Source organism: Arthrobacter koreensis (assembly GCF_035792275.1).
In the GTDB taxonomy this organism is placed as follows: Bacteria; Actinomycetota; Actinomycetes; order Actinomycetales; family Micrococcaceae; genus Arthrobacter_B; species Arthrobacter_B koreensis_A.
Map to the genome: position 1 here is coordinate 119,313 of NZ_JAMWKK010000010.1, position 20,417 is coordinate 139,729.

Below are 20,417 nucleotides of genomic sequence, written 5' to 3' on the forward strand. Positions count from 1 at the left end.
CTGCCGCCCCTTGAATGCATGAAAGGCCCCCGAAGTCCCCTTGAACCACCTGCGCGAAATGTTCACCCTTGCCCCTGCCCATAACGACCACCGCGTTGGCATCCGCTGCGGCATTGGCATAGGTGTACCGCTCGCCGTCCTGCTGGCCATCGGCCGGATCGACCTGGCGATCTTCGTGGCCTTCGGAGCCTTCACCAGCATCTACGGGCGCAATGAACCGCACCGCCAGCGCCTGGGGCATCAGGGGCGCGCCGGCGCGCTGATGTTCATTGTGATCCTGGCCGGAGCGCTGTCTTCGCGGCTGGGCCTGGACACCTGGGGGATTGTCCTGGGCACTACCCTCGTTGCCGGACTGGGAACCGTGGCCACCGGCTACTGGAGGCTGCGGCCGGCGGGATCCCTGTTCCACATCTTCGCGTACGCAGCCATTGCGTCGGTCCCGGCGCATCCTCCGCTGTGGCAGGGCATGCTCGCCTCCGGAGCAACCATCACGTTCGCCATCCTGCTCGGGCTTTCCGGCATGCTGCCGGCAAAATACCGCACGCCGTGGGACAAGCCGCTGCGGCCGCGGTTCACCGCCGCACAGCAGAAAGCCATCTGGGCCGACGGCGCGCTCTACGCGGCTGCCGCCGTTACAGCCGGCAGCATCGCCACCCTGCTGGGAATCGGCCACAACTACTGGGCTATGGTCGCCGCCACCGTTCCGCTGGTCGGGGCGACGTTCCGCCACCGCATCCACCGCGGCATCAATCGCATGCTCGGCACGTTCGGCGGCCTGGCAGTCACCGCCGTGATCCTCTTCGCGGGGCTGGCGCCCTGGCAGCTGGTCCTGGTGATTGCGCTGCTGCAGTGCGGTGCGGAGCTGTTCATCGCCCGGAATTATGCGCTGGCACAGGTGGTCATTACGCCGCTGGCACTACTCAGCACGGAACTCTCGCACGCCAGCAACCCGGCCACGCTGATCCAGGACCGTGCGGTTGAAACCGTCATCGGGGCTCTGGTGGGCATGGCCCTGGTACTGCTCCTGCAGCTTCGGGCCAGCCGGGCGAGGGCGCGGAGGGTGTCCGGAGCCTCCGCCTAGAGGTCCAGGTTCAGGCCGCGCACAGCGCTGAGTTCAGTGCGGATGCGCCGCTGGAGTTCGGCGTCGGTATAGCTCTGGGACCCGCCGTGGGCGCGCAGGTACAACAGGGTGTTCAGGCGCAGGATCCGCCAGTCCCGTTCGCTGTGCTCGTCGCCGGCCTCGGCTGCCCGCTGGACTTCACGGTCGTAGAGATTCGGCTCATTGAGCTGGCGCTGCAGCAGCTCGGCGGAAAGCTTGGCCTTGAGTGGATCGGATTCGGCGTTGTCTCCGGCGCGGACAGCCTGGGCGAACGCCGCTGATGCCTCCAGGTCACCCAATTCATGGGTGATGTGGGCGGCCAGTGCCAGCGCTCCCTGGATCCAGTTCCAGCGGCCGTAGTTGCCGTCGAAGCCCAGCCCCGTGATCAGCGAGCAGACGGAGAGGGCGTTTTCGGCGTCCCCCAGGTCAACGTAGAGCGTGTGGGCGAGGTCGCGCACATCCTGCAGGTTGCTTCCTGCCTTGACGTTCAGGCCGCGGCTGAGCCGGGTTACCAGTTCCTTGACCGCGCGGTCGTCCGGGTGGGCGGCTTCGGCAGCGGCCAGGACGGCGGCGTAGGTCTCTTCCTCGGTGGGAATGCTGCGGACTGCTTCCGCGGCCGTCTTGTCCGGCGCCGGTGCCGCCACCCGCACGGCCGACCCGTAGGCAATCCGCAGGGTTTCCCCGTCCTCCAGATCAGCGATGACCAGGGCGGGATTCCCCAGGTCGTCGTCCTCGATGCGGACGGCTGCCAGCGGTGCCAGGGTCAGCTCATCCAGGACCAGTTTCTGGCCCGGCACAAGCAGCTCGGCATTGACCCGGAAGGCATACTTATCCGGCACACTCATCGACATGGCTTTTCCTTAGCGCTCGAAGCTCGGCCCCAGTATATAAACGTAGGGTAACGCCTAGCGGCCCCAGCCCGCCGAGGCCAGCGCCTGGCGCAGCAGGTCACCGCGGCCGCCGGAGAACTCCGAATAGATGGCAGGGCTCAGTGCTTCCTCAGGGGTGAGCCAGGAAAGCTCCAGCGCATCCTGGCGCGGATCGCATTCGCCGGTCACGGGAATCAGGTACGCCAGTGCGACGGCGTGCTGGCGCTCGTCAGTGAGTCCGGTCTGCGACGGTGACGGGAAGTACTCGGCCACGGCGAACGGCGCCAGGCTGGGCGGCAGCTGGGGCAGCGCCATGGGTCCGAGGTCCTTTTCGAGATGGCGCAGCAGGGCCGCCCGGATGGTCTCCCGGTACATCACGCGGCCGGAAACGAACGTCCGGACCATCTTGCCCTCGGGGGTTGCCTGCAGCAGCAGACCCACCTCAGTGACGTACCCCAGCGGATCGCAGCGCACCGGAACGGCTTCGACGTAGACCATGGGAAGGCGCTGCCGTGCTTCGTGCAGGTCCTCCTCCGAAAGCCAGCCGGGATACGGGTCAGGAGTACGTACGTTCATAGCAGTGTTCTACCCCAAAGGCGGACGCCGAGTCATACGGCGCGCTCCGCTTCGGCCAAGGGCTGAACTGGCCCGGGACCTTCCAGCGCCTCTCCCCGAAGCCTACGATTGAGCGCATGAAGACCGAGCTGTCGGAGCTGCTGCTCCCGGATGCGGCGGCATGGCGGGACTGGTTGGAGGAGCATCATCTGCGCTCCGCAGGAGTCTGGCTCGTGATCGGCAAGCAGGGCGGAAGCACGACGGCGCTGACCCGGCAGGCTGCGCTGGACGAGGCGCTCTGCTTCGGCTGGATCGACGGCCAGGCGGCACGGCGGGACGAGGAAACCTACCTTCAGCGCTACACCAGGCGCGGTCCCAGGAGCGCCTGGTCGCTGCGCAACGTGGGACACATTGCCCGGCTGGAAGCGGCCGGCCGGCTGCACGCGTCCGGACGCGATGCCGTGGAGTCAGCCAAGGCCGACGGCCGGTGGGATGCGGCCTACGCCGGCCCGGCCACGGCCGAGGTGCCGCAGGACCTGCTGGATGCCATCGCGGCCAACGAGAGCGCCCAGGCGATGTTCGAGGTGCTCAGTTCACAGAACCGCTTCGCCCTGGCCTACCGGCTGGGCCAGCTCAAGACGGAAGCAGCCAGGGAGCGGAACATTGCCCGCTTCGTGGACATGCTCAGCCGCCGTGAGACCTTCTATCCGCAGAAGCGGTTCCCCAACTAGGAGTCCACCATGTGCCGGCTTTTCGGAATGCATGCAGGTCCCAGGCCCGTCCGCGCCACCTTCTGGCTGCTCACCGCTCCGGACAGCCTGGCCGAGCAGAGCCGCAGGATGGCTGACGGGTTCGGGATCGGCGTCTTCGGCTCCGCCGGCAAGCCCGTGGTGGACAAGGCGCCCATGCCCGCCTATGAGGACCGTGCCTACGCGTCGGCGGCCCGGACGCTGGAAGGCAGCACGTTCGTGGCCCATGTCCGCTATGCCAGTACCGGCGGGAACACAATGGTGAACACCCATCCCTTCCTCCAGGATGACCGCTTGCTGGCCCACAACGGCGTGGTGGAAGACCTGGACGTGCTTGATGACCGGCTGCGGTCCCTGGAAGTGATGGACCTCGTTCAGGGCGAGACTGACAGTGAACGGGTCTTTGCCCTGATTACCGGCATCGCCCGGCAGAACGGCGGCGACCTTGGGGATGCCATCACGCAGGCGGTCACCTGGGTGGCGGAGAACCTGCGGCTCTACGCGGTGAACCTCGTGATCACCACGGACTCGGAGCTCTGGGCCGTGCGCTACCCGGACACGCACCCGCTCTACGTCCTGCAGGAAAGCGCCGACGACCCGCACCGCGGCAAGCACACCGCCAGGATCAGCGTGAAGAGCGATGAGATGGAACAGAACCGGACTCCTGCCGTGCTCATCGCCACTGAGCGGATGGATGAGAACCCGAACTGGCGGATGATGGACTCCGGCGAGATCCTCCGGGTGGACCGGAACCTGAACACGGAGCGGACCTTCCCGCTGCCCCAGCACCCGCAGCACCTGCTTACCCTGGCGGACCTCGATCCGCATGCCGCGGCGTCCCAGCACCCGCTCAAGGCCGCCGGGACCTAGGAGCCCGCAGCTCAGGCGTCCCGGAGGTCCGTTTCCAGGCGCACGACGCGCAGCGCGGCCTCCAGGACCATCCAGGCCTGGAGCTGGGTGGAAAGCTCGACGCCGGTACCGGGGGGATAGTTCTCATCGGCGGTGCTGCGCGGGTCGGACGGGAACACCGCCAGGTTGTTGCGCACCGCCCGGCCTTTCCAGAGCCTGTCCGCCAGCTCGTTGACCAGTGACCCGGCCGTGCGGCGTGCACCGGTGTCCAGCGTTGGCGCAGCAGTAGCTTCGGCGAGGTAGCGGCACAGGATGCCGGTGAACAGTCCGCCGTCCCCGCTGCCGTGGGTGCGGAGCAGCGGCCCGGTGCCGCCGTCGGCCACCAGATGCCGGGACGTTGCCTGGACCAGGTCAGCTGCCCGCTCCAGGTTGGCAGCGCCGCCCAGCTCCAGCAGTGCTCCCAGCACCGGTCCCTGGTTGTAGGTGAAGTGTGCCCGTTCAAGTACCGGGCCTCCCGCTTTCTGCCGCACGCCGTCGTAATACAGGCCGGTGCCCGGATCGAGCAGCGAAGCGTTCAGCCAGTCCACCAGGTCCTGGGCCCGTTCGCGCTCGCCGGTGCGGGCGAAGAACAGGGCTGCGGGAGCCGTGGCCGGGGTGTTCTTGAAGTTCCGGGCCCGGTTCCACCAGACGCCGCCGCCCAGATCGGCTGTGTGGCCGGAACGCAGTGCCCGGCCCAGCGACTCCCGCAGGCCCTGGTGACGGGGCTTGTTGCCGCGCGGCGGCCCAGGCAGGGTGTCCAGCCGCAGGGCTGCCAGCGCCAGCCATGCCATGTCGTCGAAATAGGAGTTCGTGAACCGGCCGCCGTTGCGGATCCGTATGGTCCGGACCACCTGCTCGGCCAGCGTGATCGGGTCTGCCCCGGAGACCGGTGCCCGGCTGCGCAGCCCGGTATCCACCAGGACATCCACGTAGTGCGCCTGCCACCAGTAGTGCCACGGCCCGACGCCGCGCGGCAGCGGCTGCGGTGCGCGGACCGCGCCCAGATGTGTGCCCGGCAGGCCCAGGAGAGTGCCGCCAAAAGCGGTGGTCACCGAATGCGCGGCGGTGTCGGCACGCAGTTCGGCGTGGCGGACGGTCTGTGCGTCGGGCATGCGACCCACCATAGCCCCGGCCGCCGCGAAGCGTCACCGTCTCCGCTCCGCGGAACAGGCCCTCCAAGGATGCGGTGTGCCGCCGGTCACAGTAGGCTCGTGGGACCGCACGCGCCTCGGCGCACCCAAAGAGTCCTGATCCAGGAGGAACACATGCAGTTATCCGGTGCTTCGGCCATCGTCACGGGAGCAGCTTCGGGGCTGGGACGGGCTACGGCCCGCCGGCTCATCGATGCCGGAGCGGAGGTAGTGCTGGTGGACCTTCCGTCCTCCGGCGGGCTGGCCTACGCCGGTGAACTGGGAGACAACGCCCACTTTGTTCCGGGGGACGTGACGGATCCCGGGCAGATGCAGGCCGCCGTGGAAGCCGCCATGGCGGCAGCCCCGCTGCGGGTGGCGGTGAACTGCGCCGGGATCGGCACGCCAGGCAAGGTCCTGGGCCGCAGCGGCGTCCTGCCGCTGGAGGACTTCAACCGCGTCATCCAGGTGAACCTGGTTGGCACCTTCAACGTGACCCGGCTGGCAGCCGCTGCGATGGCGGAAACGGATCCGGCGGCGGACGACGCCGGAACCTCCGAACGCGGCGTCATCATCAACACCGCCTCGGTTGCGGCCTTCGACGGGCAGATCGGGCAGCCGGCGTATTCGGCGTCGAAGGGCGGCGTGGCGGCAATGACGCTCCCGCTGGCCCGTGAGCTGGCGCGGCACCTGATCCGCGTCGTCACGATTGCTCCCGGCATCTTCGAAACGCCCATGGTGGCCGGGCTTCCGCAGGAGGCCCAGGACTCGCTGGCCGCGCAGATCCCGCATCCCTCCCGGCTGGGACGCCCGGAAGAATATGCGTCCCTGGTTGGGCACATCATCGGCAACCCCATGCTGAACGGGGAAACGATCCGGCTTGACGGAGCGATTCGGATGGGACCGAAATAAGGCGTGCCGATGCTCCCCGACGCCGACTTTTTTTCTTTCGAACACCTGCTGAGCGCGGAGGAGACAGCGAAGCTGGCCGAACTGCGTTCGTTCCTGGCCGCTGAGGTCCTTCCGCACGCCACCCGCTGGTGGGACGAAGCCCGTTTCCCGGTGGAACTGCTTCCGGGACTGGCTTCCCTGGGCCTCTCAACGCCGGTGCAGCGCGGCTACAGTCCCCTCTTTGCAGGCCTGGTCATCGCGGAGATGACCAGGGCAGACACCTCGATCGCCACGTTCTTTATGGTCCATCACGATCTCTTTGTTGAAGGCCTGCACGCCTTCGGGTCCGAGGAACAGAAGGCCCGGCTGCTCGAGGACGCCCAGTCACTGAAGATCACCGGGGCGTTCGCGCTCACCGAACCGGACCACGGCTCGGACGTCGCCGGCGGCATGGCAACCACAGCCGTGCGCGACGGCGACGAATGGGTCCTGAACGGAACCAAGCGGTGGATTGGCAACGGCACCTTCTGCGACTGGATGCTGTTCTGGGCGCGGGAACCGGAGACCGGCAAAGTCCGGGGATTCCTGCTGGACGCCTCGCTGCCCGGGATCAAGCGGACCCGGATCGAAAACAAAACCGCCCTGCGCACGGTGCAGAACGCCGACATTGAACTCACCGGCGTGCGGGTTTCCGAAGCCGACCGGCTCTCCGGGATCGAGAGTTTCGAGGACACCAAGCACCTGCTGCGCGGGTCGCGGATCATGGTGGGCTGGCAGGCTGTGGGGCAGCAGCTGGCGGCGTTCGACGTCGCCCGCGCCTACGCCGTCGAACGCCTGCAGTTCGGACGGCCGCTGGCCTCCTTCCAGCTGGTGCAGCAGCAGCTGGTGCGCATGCAGGGCAACGCTGTGGCTTCCACCGGCATGCTCGCCCGGGTCAGCGACCTGGAGCAGGGCGGGTACGGGGCGGTGGCCGACGACGGCGCGGCCCGCGGCGACATGGCGCGTGCGGCACTCGCCAAGTCCTACGCCAGTGCCCTGATGCGCGAAACAGTGTCGCTGGGACGCGGCCTGCTGGGAGGCAACGGCATCGTCACCGACTACCGGATGGCCAAGATTTTCGCCGACGCTGAGGCGATCTACACCTACGAGGGGACGTACGAGATCAACTCCCTGATTGCCGGGCGGGAGATCACCGGGGTCTCGGCGCTGCGCTGAGCGCGGCGCCGGACCCCGGGTCCCGGTCCCTGCCGCCTCCTACCGACGGCCCGCCAGCGGATTGGCCAGCCGGCCGGAGAACTGCAGGCCACCTGACGGATCGCTGATATCCAGCATCTGCTGGTTGTTGCGCAGCTGCAGGCGGTTCAGGCAGGAACGGGCAAAGTCCGCCGCGAAGAGATCATGCGCGGCGAAGTCTTCGGCCAGTTCCGGATGCTCAGCCTGGTATGCGTGGATTACCTCCGCGGCCGTGTCCCAGAACTCCTCCTCCGTGAGCTGTCCGTCCTCGTGGAGGACGGCAGCGAGGAAGCGGAAGAAGCAGTCGATCACGTCGGTGAAAATCGAGAGGACCTGTTCCTCCGCCGGCACGTCCACGCGGATGCGTGCCACGTCCCGGGGAAGCTCCACCTTGTCTGCCATCACGATGATCTCCTCGCCGATGTCCTTCATCAGCGCCCGGACCGGAACCCCGTCCCGAAGGACCAGGATCAGGTTCTCTCCGTGCGGCATGAAGGCCAGCCGGTACGCGTAGAAGCAGTGCAGGACGGGCACCAGGTAGGCGCGGAGATACTCCCGGAGCCAGCGGCGCGCCGGCAGGCCGGAACGCCGGATGAGCGCCGAAACGAACGGGCTGCCGGCCTGGTCCCGGTGCAGCAGCGATGCCATCGTGGCAAGCTGCTCTCCTTGTTCCAGGCGGTCCATTGGGCTTTCCCGCCACAGAGCTGCCAGCATTTTCCGGTACGGAGAACCCTTGGGGGCAGCGGCGTCGTAATACGGGTTGGTGTATCCCATGGCCGCCGTTTCCCGCAGGATCTGGAACCCGGTGGCCGTCAGTACGGAATCGGCCCGGACCAGCCCGTCCAGCCATTCGTTGATGGCCGGCGTGGACACCATGTATTCGGCGGAAAGGCCGCGCATAAAGCCCATGTTCACCACTGAAAGCGCCGTCTTGACGTAGCAGCGGCCGGGCGTGCTGCGGTTGAAGAACGTCCGAATGGACTGCTGCGCCTGGTACACGTCTTCGGAGGGTCCAAGATGGACAATGTGCTGCCGGGCGACCTCTGCGGCGAAGGTGACGTTGAGCTTGTTCTCCCACTGCCAGGGATGGACCGGCATGAGCAGGTAGTCACCCGGGTCCAGGCTGCGTAACTGGAGCGCGGCATCGAATCCCGACTGCACGCCGGGATCGAGTTCTGTTGCCAGGAAGGCGGAATAGTCCAGACCGGAAACCGCGGTGAAGCGGGCACGGTCCTTCCGGACGGCAATCCAGTGCAGCCGGACGCCGGAACCGGTTTCGGGCGCGTAGGAAAGGTAGTCCTGCAGGCCGAATCCCAGCCTCCCGTTGTTCGCCACGAAACAGGGGTGGCCTTCGGTCATGGACGCTTCGACGGCCTGGAAGTCCGCGGCCGGATCAGCGCCGCCGGTTATGCCCGCGGCCAGGATTTCCGAGCTGTGGAAAGAACCGCCGTGCTTGTAGGCGTGGGATGCCAGGGTGCTGGAAACTTCCTCCAGATACACCGCCAGCATGTCCTCGCTGATCCCCAGAGTGCGCGCGAATTCGGTGATGAAGACCAGCGCGTCCAGGGCCGTGCTGCTCCCGCCGGCCGACCGCCGGATGCTCTGCGGCGGAATGCTCCAGTGTTCCAGCGCCAGGAGTTCCGCCTCGAAGGTGTAGGTCGCCGCGCCGTCGTCGGATGTGAGACGGAACCTGCCAGGGCCCGCGGGCCGGGGCTGGAGAATCTGTTCGTGCGAGAACTCGGCGAGTGCCTTGCAGACGACGTGCCGATTGGCCGCAGCCCAGAGTTCGGGGGTGAGGTGCCCGGGGTTCAGCTTCGACCCGGCGTTCAGGTTCGGTGCCAGGTCCCGGTTCGGTGTTCCGGGTTCGACGGCGGTGCTCATGGTGTTGCTCCTTGGAAAGTCGTGGGGGTGCTGCCGGCTGCGGCATTGAACTGCTGCCGGGTGCAGAAAGAGAGCAGGGCGGTTTTGTCCGGCAGGTCGATGCGGCCGTGGGGCCGGAACCCCATGCGTTCGTTGAGGACGTGGATCTTGGTATTGCGGACGTCCGGTTCCACCACCACCCGCTGCGTCTGCGGACTGGAGAAGAGGAACACCATCACTGCCCGGAAAGCTGCCGCGGTGAAGCCGTGCTGCGGGACGTCCGGCGGGCCCATCAGCAGGTGCATGCCGCGGTCACCGGGCTGGACCGGGTACAGGCCGGCCAGCGGGGAGTGCTCAGGAGCGTAGCTTTCCATGAGGAATGCGGGGGTGTTCCCCAGCAGGCCGAGCCACGCCTCGTGGTGCGGGTCCGCGTCGATTCCCGAGTACTCGCTGCGGACCTCGTCCACCGCCGCGGTTCCCATGCCCCAGAAGCGTGCGTAGTCACGGCTCATCCAGCTGTGCAGGAGGGGCGCGTCGGCGGCGGGGTCAACCGGTCGGAAATCGACTCTCAAGCCACTGCTCCTTCCGTCTTTGCCGCTGATCCCGTCCGTGTGTTGGCGGGCGGATGTGGCGGCTGGCCCAGGCCGGTGAGCCCAAACTCCTGGAACGCGATGCCGGCTTCCACCGGGTAGTACTCCCAGCCGAGGATTTCGCGCAGGATGGTCGAGTTCCGGTAAGCAGCCATGCCCAGATCGGGAGAGGTGAAACCGTGCGTGTGCAGCTCGGCATTCTGCACAAAGATTTCCCCGGGTTCCACGCTGATCCCGTAGCTCCGGTCCACGTCGAACCGCCCCCGGCTGTCCCGCCGGATGCGGCTGCCGATGCCCTGCAGGAAGGCTGGTTCGCGGTAGGAATACCCGGTGGCCAGGACCACGGCGCCGGTCGTCAGCTCACCGCTGGTTCCCTGTTCCCGGTGGTCCAGGTTCAGCCGGTACTGCCCGGTGCAGGCGTCGTAACTGCTGCCGGTGACTTCGACTCCGGTGAGCAGCCGGACCGGCAGCGGCCCGGACAGGCTGCGCGCATACAGGGCGTCGTAGATGTCGTTGATCAGCGCAGCGTCGATGCCCTTGTACAGGTTCTTCTGCGACCCGATGAGCCGGTCCCGGGTGGTGGCGGGAAGTGCGTGGAAATAGTCCACGTAGTCCGGGGACGTCATTTCAAGGGTCAGCTTCGTATACTCCAGCGGGAAGAACCGGCCCGAACGCGTTACCCAGTTCAGCTCGTAGCTGTCCGGTCCGCAGTCCGAAAGCAGGTCCAGGAAGACTTCGGCAGCGCTCTGCCCGCTTCCCACCACAGTGATGCTTCGCTGCTCCCGGATGTCCGCCTTGGACTGCAGGTAGTCGCTGTTGTGGACGGCGGTCCCGCCGCTGGACAGGAGCCCGGCGCACGACGGCGGGATCTCGGGCCGGGTGCCCGTTCCCAGTACCAGCCGGTGGGCGGCGTGGACCCGGGTGCCGCCGTCGTGCCTTGTGCGCACCAGGTACCTGCCGCCGTCGGGCGCGGTCTGGTCATAGCGGATGTCCGTGACCTCGTGGCCGAACCGGACGCTGGGCAGCTGCCCCGCCACCCACTGGCAGTAGGCGTTGAATTCCGCACGCAGCGGGTAGAAGTCCTCGCGGATGTAGAAGCGGTAAAGCCTGCCCGTGGCCTTGAGGAAATTCAGGAACGAGTACCGGGAGGTGGGGTCCGCCAGCGACACCAGGTCCGCCATGAACGGAACCTGCAGGTGGGCGGTGTCCAGCATCATTCCCGGATGCCAGTCGAAGCCGGGGCGCGAGTCGAAGAACACGGCGTCCAGCTCAGCGATGGGCTCAGCGAGTGCCGCAAGGCCCAGGTTGAAGGGTCCGGCGCCGATGCCAATGACGTCGTGGACGGCCACGCGGGCGTCTGGTCCAGCATTGCCTGCAGCGTGTCCGGGCCTCGGCTGCCGGCGGCTCACGCTGCTGCTCCTGCCGGGCTCTCGGCGCTTGCTGCGGCCGTCTTCCGTCCTGCCTGTCCGGCTAGCCACCGGGCGGCGTGGGAGCGGATCAGTTCCAGGATCCGTTCAATGTCCGCCAGGGTTGCCGTGGGGTTCAGGAGGGTGAACTTCAGGTAAGCCCGCCCGTCCACGGTAGTGGCGGCGATGACGGCGTCACCCGAGGCCGAGAGTGCTGAGCGGATCCAGCGGTTCAGTGTGTCGCAGGTGTCCTCGTCCAGGTGCCGCGGGCGGAAACGGAACACTACGGTGCTCAGCTGTACGCGGGCGGCCACCTCGAAATCCGGATCCGTTTGAAGCAGTCGGCCGGTTTCCTGGGCCAGGTCAATCGCTGCATCGAGCATCTCACCGACTCCGTCGGCACCCGTAACGCGCAGGGTGAGCCAAAGCTTCAGTGCGTCAAAGCGGCGGGTGGTCTGGATGCTGTGGTCCACCTGGTTTGGAACTTCCGGGTCAGCTGCATTCTCCGGGTTGAGGTAGTCGGAGTAGTGCAGGATGTGGCGCAGCTCGCCGGCGTCGCGGACCAGGACGGCACTCGAGGACACCGGCTGGAAGAACGTCTTGTGATAGTCCACAGTGACGGAATCGGCCGCACCGATTCCCGACAGCCGGTTCCGGTACTTGAGGGAGGTGAGCAGTCCGCCGCCGTACGCCGCATCGACGTGGAGCCAGGAGCCGAACTCGGAGCTGAGGGTTGCGCATTCGATCAGCGGGTCAATGCTGCCGAAATCCGTGGTGCCCGCGGTGGCAACGATGGCCATGGGAACTTCGCCGCGGCTGCGGGACTCAGCCAGGGCGTTCCGCAGCGCGTCGGGCTTGAGCCGGCGGTCGGCGTCGCACTCGATCAGATGGACCGCGTCCTCACCCAGGCCCAGCAGCGCTGCGGATTTCCGGATGCTGAAGTGGCTGGCTTCCGAGGCAAAGATGCGCAGCCGGCCCAGGAGATCGGGGAGCCGGTCGCTGCCGCCCTCGTTTGCCTCGGCGTCCCGTCGGAGCGCAGCCACCGCCCGGTTGCGGGCAATGAGCAGTGCCTGGAGGTTTGAGGTGGTGCCTCCGCTGGTGAACACGCCGCTCGCCTGCGGGCCCAGCCCAAGGCGTCCGGCTGTCCAGTGCAGCAGGCGCCGTTCGATCAACGTGGCTCCGGCGCTCTGGTCCCAGGTGTCCATGGAGGAGTTCACGGCACTGAGGATGGTTTCGCCAACCAGGGCGGGAATTGCCACCGGGCAGTTCAGGTGCGCGGCGTAGGCGGGATGGTGGAAGTACACCGCGTCCCGCAGGTAGAGCGGGTGGAGTTCTTCCAGCGCGGCGCTGGTGGTGCCGAGCGGGTGATCCAGGTCCACGGCGTCGATCGCGGGTGTCAGGTTGCGGGGATGCATCCCCGTGAACGGCCGGCTAGCCGAGCCGATGGAACGGCTCACGGCCGACATGCCCAGCAGGTTCTCTGAGAGGTACTGCCCGGTGGTAGTGCCGGTCAGCAGTGTGGCCGCCGGGTGTTCGCCGGCCCGCCGGTTGTCTGCGGAGTAATGCTTCGGCTTCTGCAAAATGCTCACTGCGTTCTCCCTGGAAGGTCTCAAGACGGTAACGCAGGTTAGCCTGTCCTTACTTGGGGCATTACGTCAAACTTTTGTGTCTTAATTCGCTGCGATGGGGATAAAGTCTTGCTGTGGGTGCAAAATGACGCGCGATGGGTGCGCGCGCAGGACCGGCGGCAGCTTGTGCAATCAGATGTCAGTAGGCTTAGTATCGATGGAAAGGACCGTTGAGATCGGAAAGTGAGCTGCAGATGACTGAACAGAACCCGGACCACAGCGACAACCCTGCACTGGCCGATGACCTGTCCGAGGTGGTAACACCCGACGAGCTGACCATCGTCTCCGGGGAGGAGCTCCTGGATGAGGATGAGCTCACGGATGCGGAGGACCTTTCCTATCCGGGCGCAGCCGAGGACAACCCGGAAAACTGGCAGGACGATCCGCTGATCAATGAGGAACCTCTGGCCGGCCAGCCCAGTGCGGAGTCTGACCAGACCCTTCGGGACGAAACCGCCGAAGAACGCTACGAAGAGGGCGATTCGCAGATTCCGCCCGAAGAACCGACCATCGGTGAAGCAGCCCGCGACGTTGATTTTGGTGACTCGTCTGTGGACCCGCTTGAGGACGGCAGCGATGACCCCGCCCATGCAGGCGGCGACCCGCTCTCAGCCTTCAACCCGGACGACGAGCCGCTCTAGGCGCCGGTTCGACAGAAGGCATCCTTCCGCTGGCACTACGGTGGAAGGATGCCTTCTTTTCGTGTCCAGCTCAGCATTCTTGGCCTGCGTCCCGGGAACCCGCCCGAAGCAGTGATGGATGCCGCCGTCGAGGCGCTGGAGGCCAGTCACCACGTAGAGGCCAACCAGCTGGACATCGTCTCCGGCGTTCCCCGCATCACCCTGCGGTTTATGGTTCCCGCCAATGAATACGGAGTGGAGAACTCCCAGGCGCGGCGTGCTGCCATGAATATGCGGCACGCGGTGGAACAGGTGGCTAGGTGCGAACAGCTGCGTGTGCTTCGCCGGCAGCGTGGACGCTGGCTTCCGCTTTAAGCCACTCCCGCTGCCTCCTGCGCTGGGCGTGATCCACCTGGTGGCGCCTGGAACCCGCCGAGACCAGGATGAGGAAGGCACCCACGAAGGCCCCTGCAGCAGCTGGCACTGATATTTCGTCGGTGAGCAGCCGGGCGAATCCGATTCCCGTCAGTCCGGCTACGACGGTGAGTGCTGCCGCCAGGTGACCCCGGTCGGTCATGGACACGGTGGTAACACCGATGACTGTTGCCACGAGGGCGATCAGTGCCCAGGCCTCCGGACCCCAGCCGGCAACGTTGGCTCCCGTCCCGGAGAGCCAGCTGCCCAGTCCGGCAAGGAGCGCCAGGGCTGCTGCTCCGAGGAGCATGGAGGCGGGGACATCCGCTGCCGCCGTCTCCCAGCGTGATTCAGCTGCCCAGGTATTCGACAGATGAATGGCGGTGAGCCCGACGCCGACGCCGAGGGCAGCGAGCCAGAAAGCAGCAGCAGGGTTTCCCGCTTCCACGGCCCAGATCCAGAGGGCAGCCACGACTGCGGATCCGGCGCTGATCGGCCCGGTCCAAGTCTGCCGGGGGCTGGTCCGCTGGGCTGGAAGCCACTGCCAGGCTGCATACAGGGCTGCACCTGCCAGGACCGGAACCCATGCCAGCCAGACCCAGGCGTATGCCGCAAGCAGGGAACCTGCCGGATCAAGGACGCTTCCGGGGGAGTGGGTGATTTGAGGCCAGCCTCCGGCGGTGCGGGTTAGGCCGTAGGCTGCGCCGAGGGCAGCTGCCGTGCAGACGGTGACTGCGATCCGCCGGATCCTGTCTACTTGTGAGGGCTCCCTGTTGCGGTCCGGCTCGTGCGGGTGTGGGTGTCCGTGCTGGTCGCCCTGCGGGTGGTGGCTTTGCTTGGTGTGCCAGGTTTCCTCGGGGCCGGCTGGCTCGTGACCGGGTGTCTCGCGGTGACGGCTTTCCTCGGGGGAGGCTGACTCGGGGCCTTCCTCGTGGTGACCGACTGCCTCGTACTCGTCGTCGTGCTGGCGCAGGTCGTCCAGCAGGACTCGGTCCTCTGCGGGACGGCCAGCGGTCTCCAGCTCCCCGTTCCCCCTGTCCTCCCTCGGCCCATCTTCCAAGAGCTCAGTTCTGTGCTGCTCATCTTCGATCCGGGGATCGTTCTGAGCTGTTTGGCTGGTAACCAGCCTGGCAATGGCCTGCACCGGGTTGGAGGAGCCCCGAAGGTGGTAGGCCCGTCCGGAGGAATCGCTGCCGGCTTCACCGAGCTGAATGCCGCCGGGCGTACCGAGCAGAATACTGCCAAAGGAACCCGGTTGAACCTCTGTGAAGTCCTGTTCCGCCGGGACGGCAGGGCCGTGCTGCGAGAGGCCGTTTCGATCTGCTGCCATGCGGGTGTGCACTGTCGGTGGGATGCCGGGAGGCGGTGACGGTGCCAGCGGAGGGACAAATGCAGGAGTGTCGTTGCCGGCCTTTCCACGGGTGCCCTTGCTCTGCTTGGCTGTGCTTGTGGCTTTGCCGGTCCCGGTGCCGGTGCCCGGGTTGTTGCCTAGCCCGCTGCCGGTGCCTGAGCTTGGGTTGTTGCCTAGCCCGCTGCCGGTGCCCGGGTTGTTGCCTAGCCCGCTGCCGGTGCCGCCTGAGCCCGGATTGTCGCCGGTCCCGCTGCCGGTGCCGCCTGAGCCCGGATTGTCGCCGGTCCCGCTGCCGGTGCCGCCCGAGCCCGGAATGTCGCCAGGCCCGTTGCCGGAGCCGGTGCCGGTGCCCGGGTTGTTGCCTAGCCCGCTGTTGCCGTGCCTGGCTCCGGCCGGTTGCGCGCCGTCAGCCGGCTCAACGGGGCGTGCGGGATGGGGGAGCATGCCTGTTTCCTTTGCCTCAGCGGTTCCTTCGGGTGCCTAACCCGGATGCGGATCCACCAAAGCGTAGCGGCAGGAGCGCGGCTGAGGAAGCGGGATTTTGCAGGTCAGCGAGGGGTTGCCTGGGCAGGAAACGCATCCAGGGTCAGTTCACTCCGGTATTGCACTGGCTGCTTGGTCAGCGGGTCCGTGAACTGGATTGACCGTGCCAGGAGCTGCAGCGGCCTGCTGAAGTCGTCCGGAGCCTGTTCCAACAGGACCGGGTAGAAGGGGTCGTTCAGGATGCCGATCCCCAGCGACGCCATATGGACGCGAAGCTGGTGCGTCTTCCCGGTATGAGGAAGGAGACGGTAGCGTCCGAGCCCGCCGCTCTCTTCCACCAGTTCCACCCGTGTTTCTGCGTTGGGTTCTCCAGGTACCTCCTGCGCGAGCAGGTAGGTCCGGGACTTAACCATCCGGCTGCGGATGACGGCAGGAAGCTCAAGATCCGGGCGGACCGGAGCCACCGCCTCATACTCCTTCTCTATGCGCCGCTTCTCGAAGAGGACCTGGTATTTTCCCCGGGTCTCCGGGTTGGTTGAGAAGAGCAGAACGCCTGCGGTCATCCGGTCCAGCCGATGCATGGGGATGAGGTCCGGGATGCCGAGAGCGACCCGAAGGCGCACCAGGGCCGATTCGGCAACGTACATTCCGCCGGGTGTGGTCGGTAGGAAGTGCGGCTTGTCCACGACCAGCAGGTTTTCGTCCTGGTGCAGGATGTTGATTTCCACGGGAAGGCGCTCTTCCGGAGGAAGTTCCCGGTAATACCAAATGAACGTGTGCTCAGTGAGCGGAGTTGTGCGGTCCAGGGGCACACCCCCGATGCCTACGACTTCGCCGCGGTCAAACCGGTTGGCTATGCCTTCGGGGTTCACGTGGCCGAAGCGTTCAAGGACGTACTCGAAGGCCGTAGCCCAGGGGCCCTCGGCGGGCAGCCGCAGACGGGTAGCGTTCACACCGTTGCGGACCGGCAGAGGGGATTGCATCACCCTCCAAGGGTACCGGGGGCGTGGAATCACGGTTTCCCGGGTGTGGTTGGGCCGATGGCCTATCTTTGGCTCATGACTAGGCGGATAGGCGGTTTCACGGGCCATGGCTGACGAGGCCGTTGTCGAAGTGCAGGTCCACGACCGAGAGAAACGAGTTATCTATCGCCGCGCTGCGGGGAGCGGGGGTACTGCGAACCGCCGGCACGTTGGACGGGAGGCCGGTACCGCCTCCCCCTGGTCTTTATCGCAGGCCTGTTTGCGCTGGTATCTGCGCTGACAGGGTGCGCGAACGCTTGTACTGCCATTGGCTGGTTTGATGAGCTCAAGATTGAGATAACAGGCCCCGGTTCCGAATCGGTCGACCGGCTGGAAGTCTGCTATGACGGTTCCTGTTATTCCGGCGGCGGCGCTGATACTCCGGGACCAGAGACCCCGCTGGTGAACGAGGTGTCGGTTGTGAAGTCTGAGACTGGTTGGAAGGTCACGACATCCATGCAGATTCCCGAAGCTGTTCAGCTCCGGGCTTCCTCGGAGACTGGCGAGGTCCTGGCAGATCAGGAGGCTGAACTCGATTGGAAACGCGTTGGTGGAACTGCCCGTTGTGGAGGGCCGCACGAGGCGGAGGTGGTCCTCACGCTGAACCAGTGAGTCCTCTGGCCGGCTAGAGGCCTCCGGGCCTACGGACCTTCGGGTCTTCGGCGGCAGGACCGACGGAAGGCCGCTCGGCTAAAACGGCGGCGGCTCGGGGTCTTCCGAAGAGGACCGTGATGATGCGTCCCGGGGGTGGGCGGCATAGTCCAGCTGGGCCTCAGTGCTGTACCGCGCCCGCAGCGGAGACACCCACTCCAACTTTCCCGGGCGGGGCTGGCGGGCTTTCCACAACCCGAGTGACTTCAGGCGGTGGTGCTTGGGGCAGAGGTTTCCGAGATTGCCGTGCTCCGTGGTTCCGCCACGGCTCCAGGGGATCGTGTGGTCGATTTCCGTTCGGAAGGTACTAACCCGGCAGCCCGGAAACCTGCATGTACCGTCCCTGGCCTGCAACCAGCGTTTCAACCCGGCAGGAACCTTCCGCCGCCGGCCTACTGCCAGGATCTCGCCGGACGAGCTGTCTCTCACGAGTCCTGTCCAATGCATTGCCTGGCGTGCCAGCCTTCGGGCAGCGTCTGCACTAATCGGCCCGTAGCCATTCAGCTCCGCCGCGTCGTCGTTCACTCCCAGGAGGGTGTCTGCATCTATGAGAACCATGATTTCCGTCCGGATTCCACAGGGATCTTCGGCTGGTGGCAGGACGGGGGCAGCGGCGGTCAGGTCACCGAAAGTGGGTAATGAACTGCCTGTAGATGAGCCGGCGGACAACGGAACCCTCAGAAGCAGAGATGTGAGCCCATCGGTTCGGAGCTGGTCGAGCGTCCGACTGTCACCGGCAGAACGCGCAGCACGTGCGGAGGCCGTCAAGGAGTTGTAAATTGCCTGCCCTTTCTCCGCAGCCACCAAAGCTGAAAGCTCCGCCATGCCGTCAGGTCTGGGATCCAGGCTGACACGCCGAAGATCAAGCGCGTGTTTGTGCCGGAGAGAAATGGTCTCGGGCCAGCGGGATTCCCGAAGCCTGCGTGCCTTAGCTGTGAACTGTGCGCAGGTGCGTCCTTGGGCCAGCTCGATGAGTTCGAGTTCGAAGCGGGGAGCTTGGTCAGACGGCACGGACTGAACCTCTTCCATGATCCGCTGGGCGTGGCGGTAAGTAATGGATCCCCGGGAGAGTTGGACATGCGTGGACCGGTTCACCGTGCACAGGGTGCTCGCCTCGCTGACCAGCGCCAAAGCACTCATGTGCGGGAGGTTGAGTGCGGCCCCAACTTCTGCGGCAGCGGCGGACAGAGCAACTGAACCTTCCACGGGTCCAAGGCTCTGCTCAATGTCACGCCGTAGTTCGGTTTCTATCCGGTGGATGATCAGGGCCTGCTGCGCCTGAGCCCAGGACACAAGAGCGGCCAGTTGCTTGAGGACCGGCACTGCATCTTCTGCGGAAATCGAATCCGTCTGGGCGAGCTCAAGACGTCCTCTGAAGCCGGGGCCAAGGATTGATTCAGAAGCATGGGCATCGCGCCGGACACTGGCCGCCCATGGGCCATCGTTCGCATCGTCTGCCCGCTCGGCGACGGTGTAGGTGTCCAGAAATGCCAGGGAGTCGTGGGCAGGGGAGACACCGGGGGCTGTCTCCCGTTCCCTGCTGCTGGCTGGTCTCATGTGACAAGCATTCCGCCCGAAGGAACGGAACCTAAGCGAAGACCTTCTCATTGTGGAGAAACGCCATTGGCTGGTGGGCTTTCGAATCATGGGGAGGAACAGTGCGAAGGGAAGATGGCGGGCAGGACGGGCAGGACGGGCAGCACGGGCAGGATGTGGTCGGGAACAGAGGCAAGGGCAAGCCCCGCCTCACGGAGGCGAGGGCATACGGGCAGGATGAGGTCGGGAACAGAGAGAAGGGGCAAGCCCCGCCTCACGGGGGGACGAGGGCACGGCCAGGATGTGGTCGGGAACGGAGGGAAGGGACCAGCGCCGCGTCAGGGGGGCGACAGCGCGGGCAGGACCTGGTGGAGGATCGATAGGAAACGGATCAGTGCCGGTTCAGCCCACAGGCGGCTGGCAATGCGGACAGTAATACAGGTCCCGCAGTTCCAACTCGGTGTCCCCAACGAGCTCGTGAACCACCTTGGTTCCGCAGCGCAGGCAGCCGCGTTTCTCACGGTTATAGACCCACAGCGGATCCCGTCCGGCCAGACCTGTGGTGATGCGCCTGGACCGGGTTTTGTTGGCTTCCAGCAGCCGCTTCGACAAATCGACGAGTCGTTCCAGATTGGGAATGTCCTGCACCGGAGTGAGCGGATGGACACCGACGAGGAAACACAGTTCACAGCGGTAGACGTTGCCGATGCCGGCCAGATTCCGCTGATCGAGCAATGCCAGCCCCACCGGGCGTTCCGGAACCGAGGCAAGCCGGCGCAAGGCCTCCGCGGCATCCCAGTCCGGGCCCAGCAGGTCAGGACCCAGATATCCGACAGCTTCTTCTTCGCCGCTGCGTGGGAATACGCGCAGGATCCCCAGCTCGAACCCCACCGCCTGCTTTTCCGCGGTTTCCAGCACGACCCGAGCCTTGAACGCCGGACGGCGCCAGCGCTCGCCGCGGCCGTAGATATGCCACAGGCCTTCCATCTTCAAGTGTGAATGAATGCTCCAGCCCTCGGACTCGCCTGGGCCGGGAGCAACCCGGATCAGTAGGTGCTTGCCGCGGGAAACTACCCCTTCTACGGTGCGTCCGCTGAGGTCGGTCGTGGCGAACCGCGGCACGCGGAAATCGGTCCGGATCAGTTCGGCACCGGCCAGCGCAGTATGAAGTCCACGCGCGGCACGCCAGACGGTATCGCCCTCAGGCACCGCACACCTCCAAGCCCTCGGATGCAGCGCGGCCCGCCGCCGCAGTGCGCAACTCCGCCCCGGCGCGGCCCGCCGGCCCAGTGCGCAACTCTGCCCCAGCGCATCCCGCCGCCGCAGCGCGCAACTCTGCCCCGGCGCGGCCCGCCGCCCCTGCGGAACCCTCCGCCCCGGCGCGGCCCGCCGCCCCAGCACGGCCCCCAGCCCCAACCAAAACCCCCGCCAAACCACAAACC

General features: G+C 66.3%; 18 protein-coding genes. 7 read left to right on the top strand and 11 right to left on the bottom strand.

Going from position 1 to position 20,417, the window contains the following annotated elements; all coding sequences use genetic code 11:
- The first annotated feature begins 58 nt into the window (after window positions 1–58).
- Window positions 59–1,081, top strand: coding sequence for an FUSC family protein (locus tag NGB94_RS11405; protein ID WP_325790759.1), 1,023 nt, complete (start codon window positions 59–61; stop codon window positions 1,079–1,081).
- Here NGB94_RS11405 and NGB94_RS11410 read toward each other — a convergent pair.
- Entirely contained in the window at window positions 1,078–1,950 is an 873-nt protein-coding gene (locus tag NGB94_RS11410) for a DUF6707 family protein (RefSeq protein ID WP_325790760.1), read from the bottom strand. The two genes, NGB94_RS11405 and NGB94_RS11410, sit on opposite strands and share 4 nt — an antisense overlap.
- 54 nt (window positions 1,951–2,004) lie before the next feature.
- Window positions 2,005–2,544 (bottom strand): NUDIX hydrolase family protein, encoded by a 540-nt coding sequence (locus tag NGB94_RS11415; protein ID WP_055239793.1) that lies wholly within the window; start codon window positions 2,542–2,544, stop codon window positions 2,005–2,007.
- A gap of 116 nt (window positions 2,545–2,660) precedes the next feature.
- Here NGB94_RS11415 and NGB94_RS11420 point away from each other — a divergent pair, with 116 nt between their 5' ends.
- Window positions 2,661–3,254 (top strand): YdeI/OmpD-associated family protein, encoded by a 594-nt coding sequence (locus NGB94_RS11420; protein ID WP_325790761.1) that lies wholly within the window; start codon window positions 2,661–2,663, stop codon window positions 3,252–3,254.
- Window positions 3,255–3,263: 9 nt separating this feature from the next.
- On the top strand, window positions 3,264–4,142 hold the full coding sequence (locus NGB94_RS11425) for a class II glutamine amidotransferase (RefSeq protein ID WP_325790762.1): 879 nt from the start codon (window positions 3,264–3,266) through the stop codon (window positions 4,140–4,142).
- 11 nt (window positions 4,143–4,153) lie between these two features.
- Here the strand turns inward: NGB94_RS11425 and NGB94_RS11430 are convergent, their stop codons facing one another.
- The gene (locus NGB94_RS11430) at window positions 4,154–5,272 is read right to left on the bottom strand and encodes a glycoside hydrolase family 76 protein (RefSeq protein ID WP_325790763.1); all 1,119 of its coding nucleotides are present in this window, start codon (window positions 5,270–5,272) and stop codon (window positions 4,154–4,156) included.
- Between the two features lie 153 nt (window positions 5,273–5,425).
- Between NGB94_RS11430 and NGB94_RS11435 the strand changes: the two genes are divergently transcribed.
- Both NGB94_RS11435 and NGB94_RS11440 read left to right on the top strand, forming a co-directional pair.
- A complete protein-coding gene (locus tag NGB94_RS11435) occupies window positions 5,426–6,202 on the top strand; it encodes an SDR family NAD(P)-dependent oxidoreductase (protein WP_325790764.1) in 777 nt (258 codons plus the stop codon).
- Between the two features lie 9 nt (window positions 6,203–6,211).
- Window positions 6,212–7,396, top strand: coding sequence for an acyl-CoA dehydrogenase family protein (locus tag NGB94_RS11440; protein ID WP_325790784.1), 1,185 nt, complete (start codon window positions 6,212–6,214; stop codon window positions 7,394–7,396).
- A 39-nt stretch (window positions 7,397–7,435) separates the two neighbouring features.
- On the opposite strand, the gene NGB94_RS11445 is transcribed toward NGB94_RS11440, so the two are convergent.
- Genes NGB94_RS11445 through NGB94_RS11460 form a run of 4 tightly spaced genes read right to left on the bottom strand, consistent with a single transcriptional unit; the run spans window position 7,436 to window position 12,787 of the window.
- Window positions 7,436–9,295 carry an IucA/IucC family siderophore biosynthesis protein gene (locus NGB94_RS11445; RefSeq protein WP_325790765.1) on the bottom strand — a complete coding sequence of 620 codons (1,860 nt, stop codon included), beginning with the start codon at window positions 9,293–9,295 and terminating at the stop codon, window positions 7,436–7,438.
- A complete protein-coding gene (locus tag NGB94_RS11450) occupies window positions 9,292–9,846 on the bottom strand; it encodes a GNAT family N-acetyltransferase (RefSeq protein ID WP_325790766.1) in 555 nt (184 codons plus the stop codon). Before NGB94_RS11450 ends, NGB94_RS11445 begins: the two co-directional genes overlap by 4 nt.
- On the bottom strand, window positions 9,843–11,213 hold the full coding sequence (locus NGB94_RS11455; protein WP_325790785.1) for a lysine N(6)-hydroxylase/L-ornithine N(5)-oxygenase family protein: 1,371 nt from the start codon (window positions 11,211–11,213) through the stop codon (window positions 9,843–9,845). Before NGB94_RS11455 ends, NGB94_RS11450 begins: the two co-directional genes overlap by 4 nt.
- A gap of 56 nt (window positions 11,214–11,269) precedes the next feature.
- Window positions 11,270–12,787, bottom strand: coding sequence for an aspartate aminotransferase family protein (locus NGB94_RS11460; RefSeq protein WP_325790786.1), 1,518 nt, complete (start codon window positions 12,785–12,787; stop codon window positions 11,270–11,272).
- A 305-nt stretch (window positions 12,788–13,092) separates the two neighbouring features.
- Between NGB94_RS11460 and NGB94_RS11465 the strand changes: the two genes are divergently transcribed.
- Both NGB94_RS11465 and NGB94_RS11470 read left to right on the top strand, forming a co-directional pair.
- The gene (locus tag NGB94_RS11465) at window positions 13,093–13,539 is read left to right on the top strand and encodes a hypothetical protein (protein WP_325790767.1); all 447 of its coding nucleotides are present in this window, start codon (window positions 13,093–13,095) and stop codon (window positions 13,537–13,539) included.
- A gap of 48 nt (window positions 13,540–13,587) precedes the next feature.
- On the top strand, window positions 13,588–13,893 hold the full coding sequence (locus NGB94_RS11470) for a hypothetical protein (RefSeq protein WP_091608302.1): 306 nt from the start codon (window positions 13,588–13,590) through the stop codon (window positions 13,891–13,893).
- On the opposite strand, the gene NGB94_RS11475 is transcribed toward NGB94_RS11470, so the two are convergent.
- The 4 genes from NGB94_RS11475 to NGB94_RS11485 all read right to left on the bottom strand — a co-directional run bounded on the left by NGB94_RS11475 (window position 13,835) and on the right by NGB94_RS11485 (window position 20,412).
- The gene (locus NGB94_RS11475; protein ID WP_325790768.1) at window positions 13,835–15,727 is read right to left on the bottom strand and encodes a hypothetical protein; all 1,893 of its coding nucleotides are present in this window, start codon (window positions 15,725–15,727) and stop codon (window positions 13,835–13,837) included. The two genes, NGB94_RS11470 and NGB94_RS11475, sit on opposite strands and share 59 nt — an antisense overlap.
- Window positions 15,728–15,831: 104 nt before the next feature.
- Window positions 15,832–16,749, bottom strand: coding sequence for an RluA family pseudouridine synthase (locus NGB94_RS11480; RefSeq protein ID WP_325790787.1), 918 nt, complete (start codon window positions 16,747–16,749; stop codon window positions 15,832–15,834).
- Window positions 16,750–17,478: 729 nt separating this feature from the next.
- A complete protein-coding gene (locus tag NGB94_RS16805; protein WP_418910645.1) occupies window positions 17,479–19,086 on the bottom strand; it encodes a DUF222 domain-containing protein in 1,608 nt (535 codons plus the stop codon).
- A 291-nt stretch (window positions 19,087–19,377) separates the two neighbouring features.
- Window positions 19,378–20,412: a DNA-formamidopyrimidine glycosylase family protein gene (locus NGB94_RS11485; protein ID WP_325790769.1), complete on the bottom strand. Its 1,035-nt coding sequence runs from the start codon at window positions 20,410–20,412 to the stop codon at window positions 19,378–19,380.
- Window positions 20,413–20,417: the final 5 nt, after the last annotated feature.

Coding starts and splice junctions, on each gene's coding strand:
- NGB94_RS11415 (WP_055239793.1), bottom strand. CDS start 2,544: ATGAACGTACGTACTCCTGACCCGTATCCCGGCTGGCTTTCGGAGGAG.
- NGB94_RS11405 (WP_325790759.1), top strand. CDS start 59: ATGTTCACCCTTGCCCCTGCCCATAACGACCACCGCGTTGGCATCCGC.
- NGB94_RS11410 (WP_325790760.1), bottom strand. CDS start 1,950: ATGTCGATGAGTGTGCCGGATAAGTATGCCTTCCGGGTCAATGCCGAG.
- NGB94_RS11480 (WP_325790787.1), bottom strand. CDS start 16,749: ATGCAATCCCCTCTGCCGGTCCGCAACGGTGTGAACGCTACCCGTCTG.
- NGB94_RS16805 (WP_418910645.1), bottom strand. CDS start 19,086: ATGATTCGAAAGCCCACCAGCCAATGGCGTTTCTCCACAATGAGAAGG.
- NGB94_RS11445 (WP_325790765.1), bottom strand. CDS start 9,295: ATGAGCACCGCCGTCGAACCCGGAACACCGAACCGGGACCTGGCACCG.
- NGB94_RS11465 (WP_325790767.1), top strand. CDS start 13,093: ATGACTGAACAGAACCCGGACCACAGCGACAACCCTGCACTGGCCGAT.
- NGB94_RS11425 (WP_325790762.1), top strand. CDS start 3,264: ATGTGCCGGCTTTTCGGAATGCATGCAGGTCCCAGGCCCGTCCGCGCC.
- NGB94_RS11430 (WP_325790763.1), bottom strand. CDS start 5,272: ATGCCCGACGCACAGACCGTCCGCCACGCCGAACTGCGTGCCGACACC.
- NGB94_RS11440 (WP_325790784.1), top strand. CDS start 6,212: ATGCTCCCCGACGCCGACTTTTTTTCTTTCGAACACCTGCTGAGCGCG.
- NGB94_RS11435 (WP_325790764.1), top strand. CDS start 5,426: ATGCAGTTATCCGGTGCTTCGGCCATCGTCACGGGAGCAGCTTCGGGG.
- NGB94_RS11420 (WP_325790761.1), top strand. CDS start 2,661: ATGAAGACCGAGCTGTCGGAGCTGCTGCTCCCGGATGCGGCGGCATGG.
- NGB94_RS11475 (WP_325790768.1), bottom strand. CDS start 15,727: ATGCTCCCCCATCCCGCACGCCCCGTTGAGCCGGCTGACGGCGCGCAA.
- NGB94_RS11470 (WP_091608302.1), top strand. CDS start 13,588: ATGCCTTCTTTTCGTGTCCAGCTCAGCATTCTTGGCCTGCGTCCCGGG.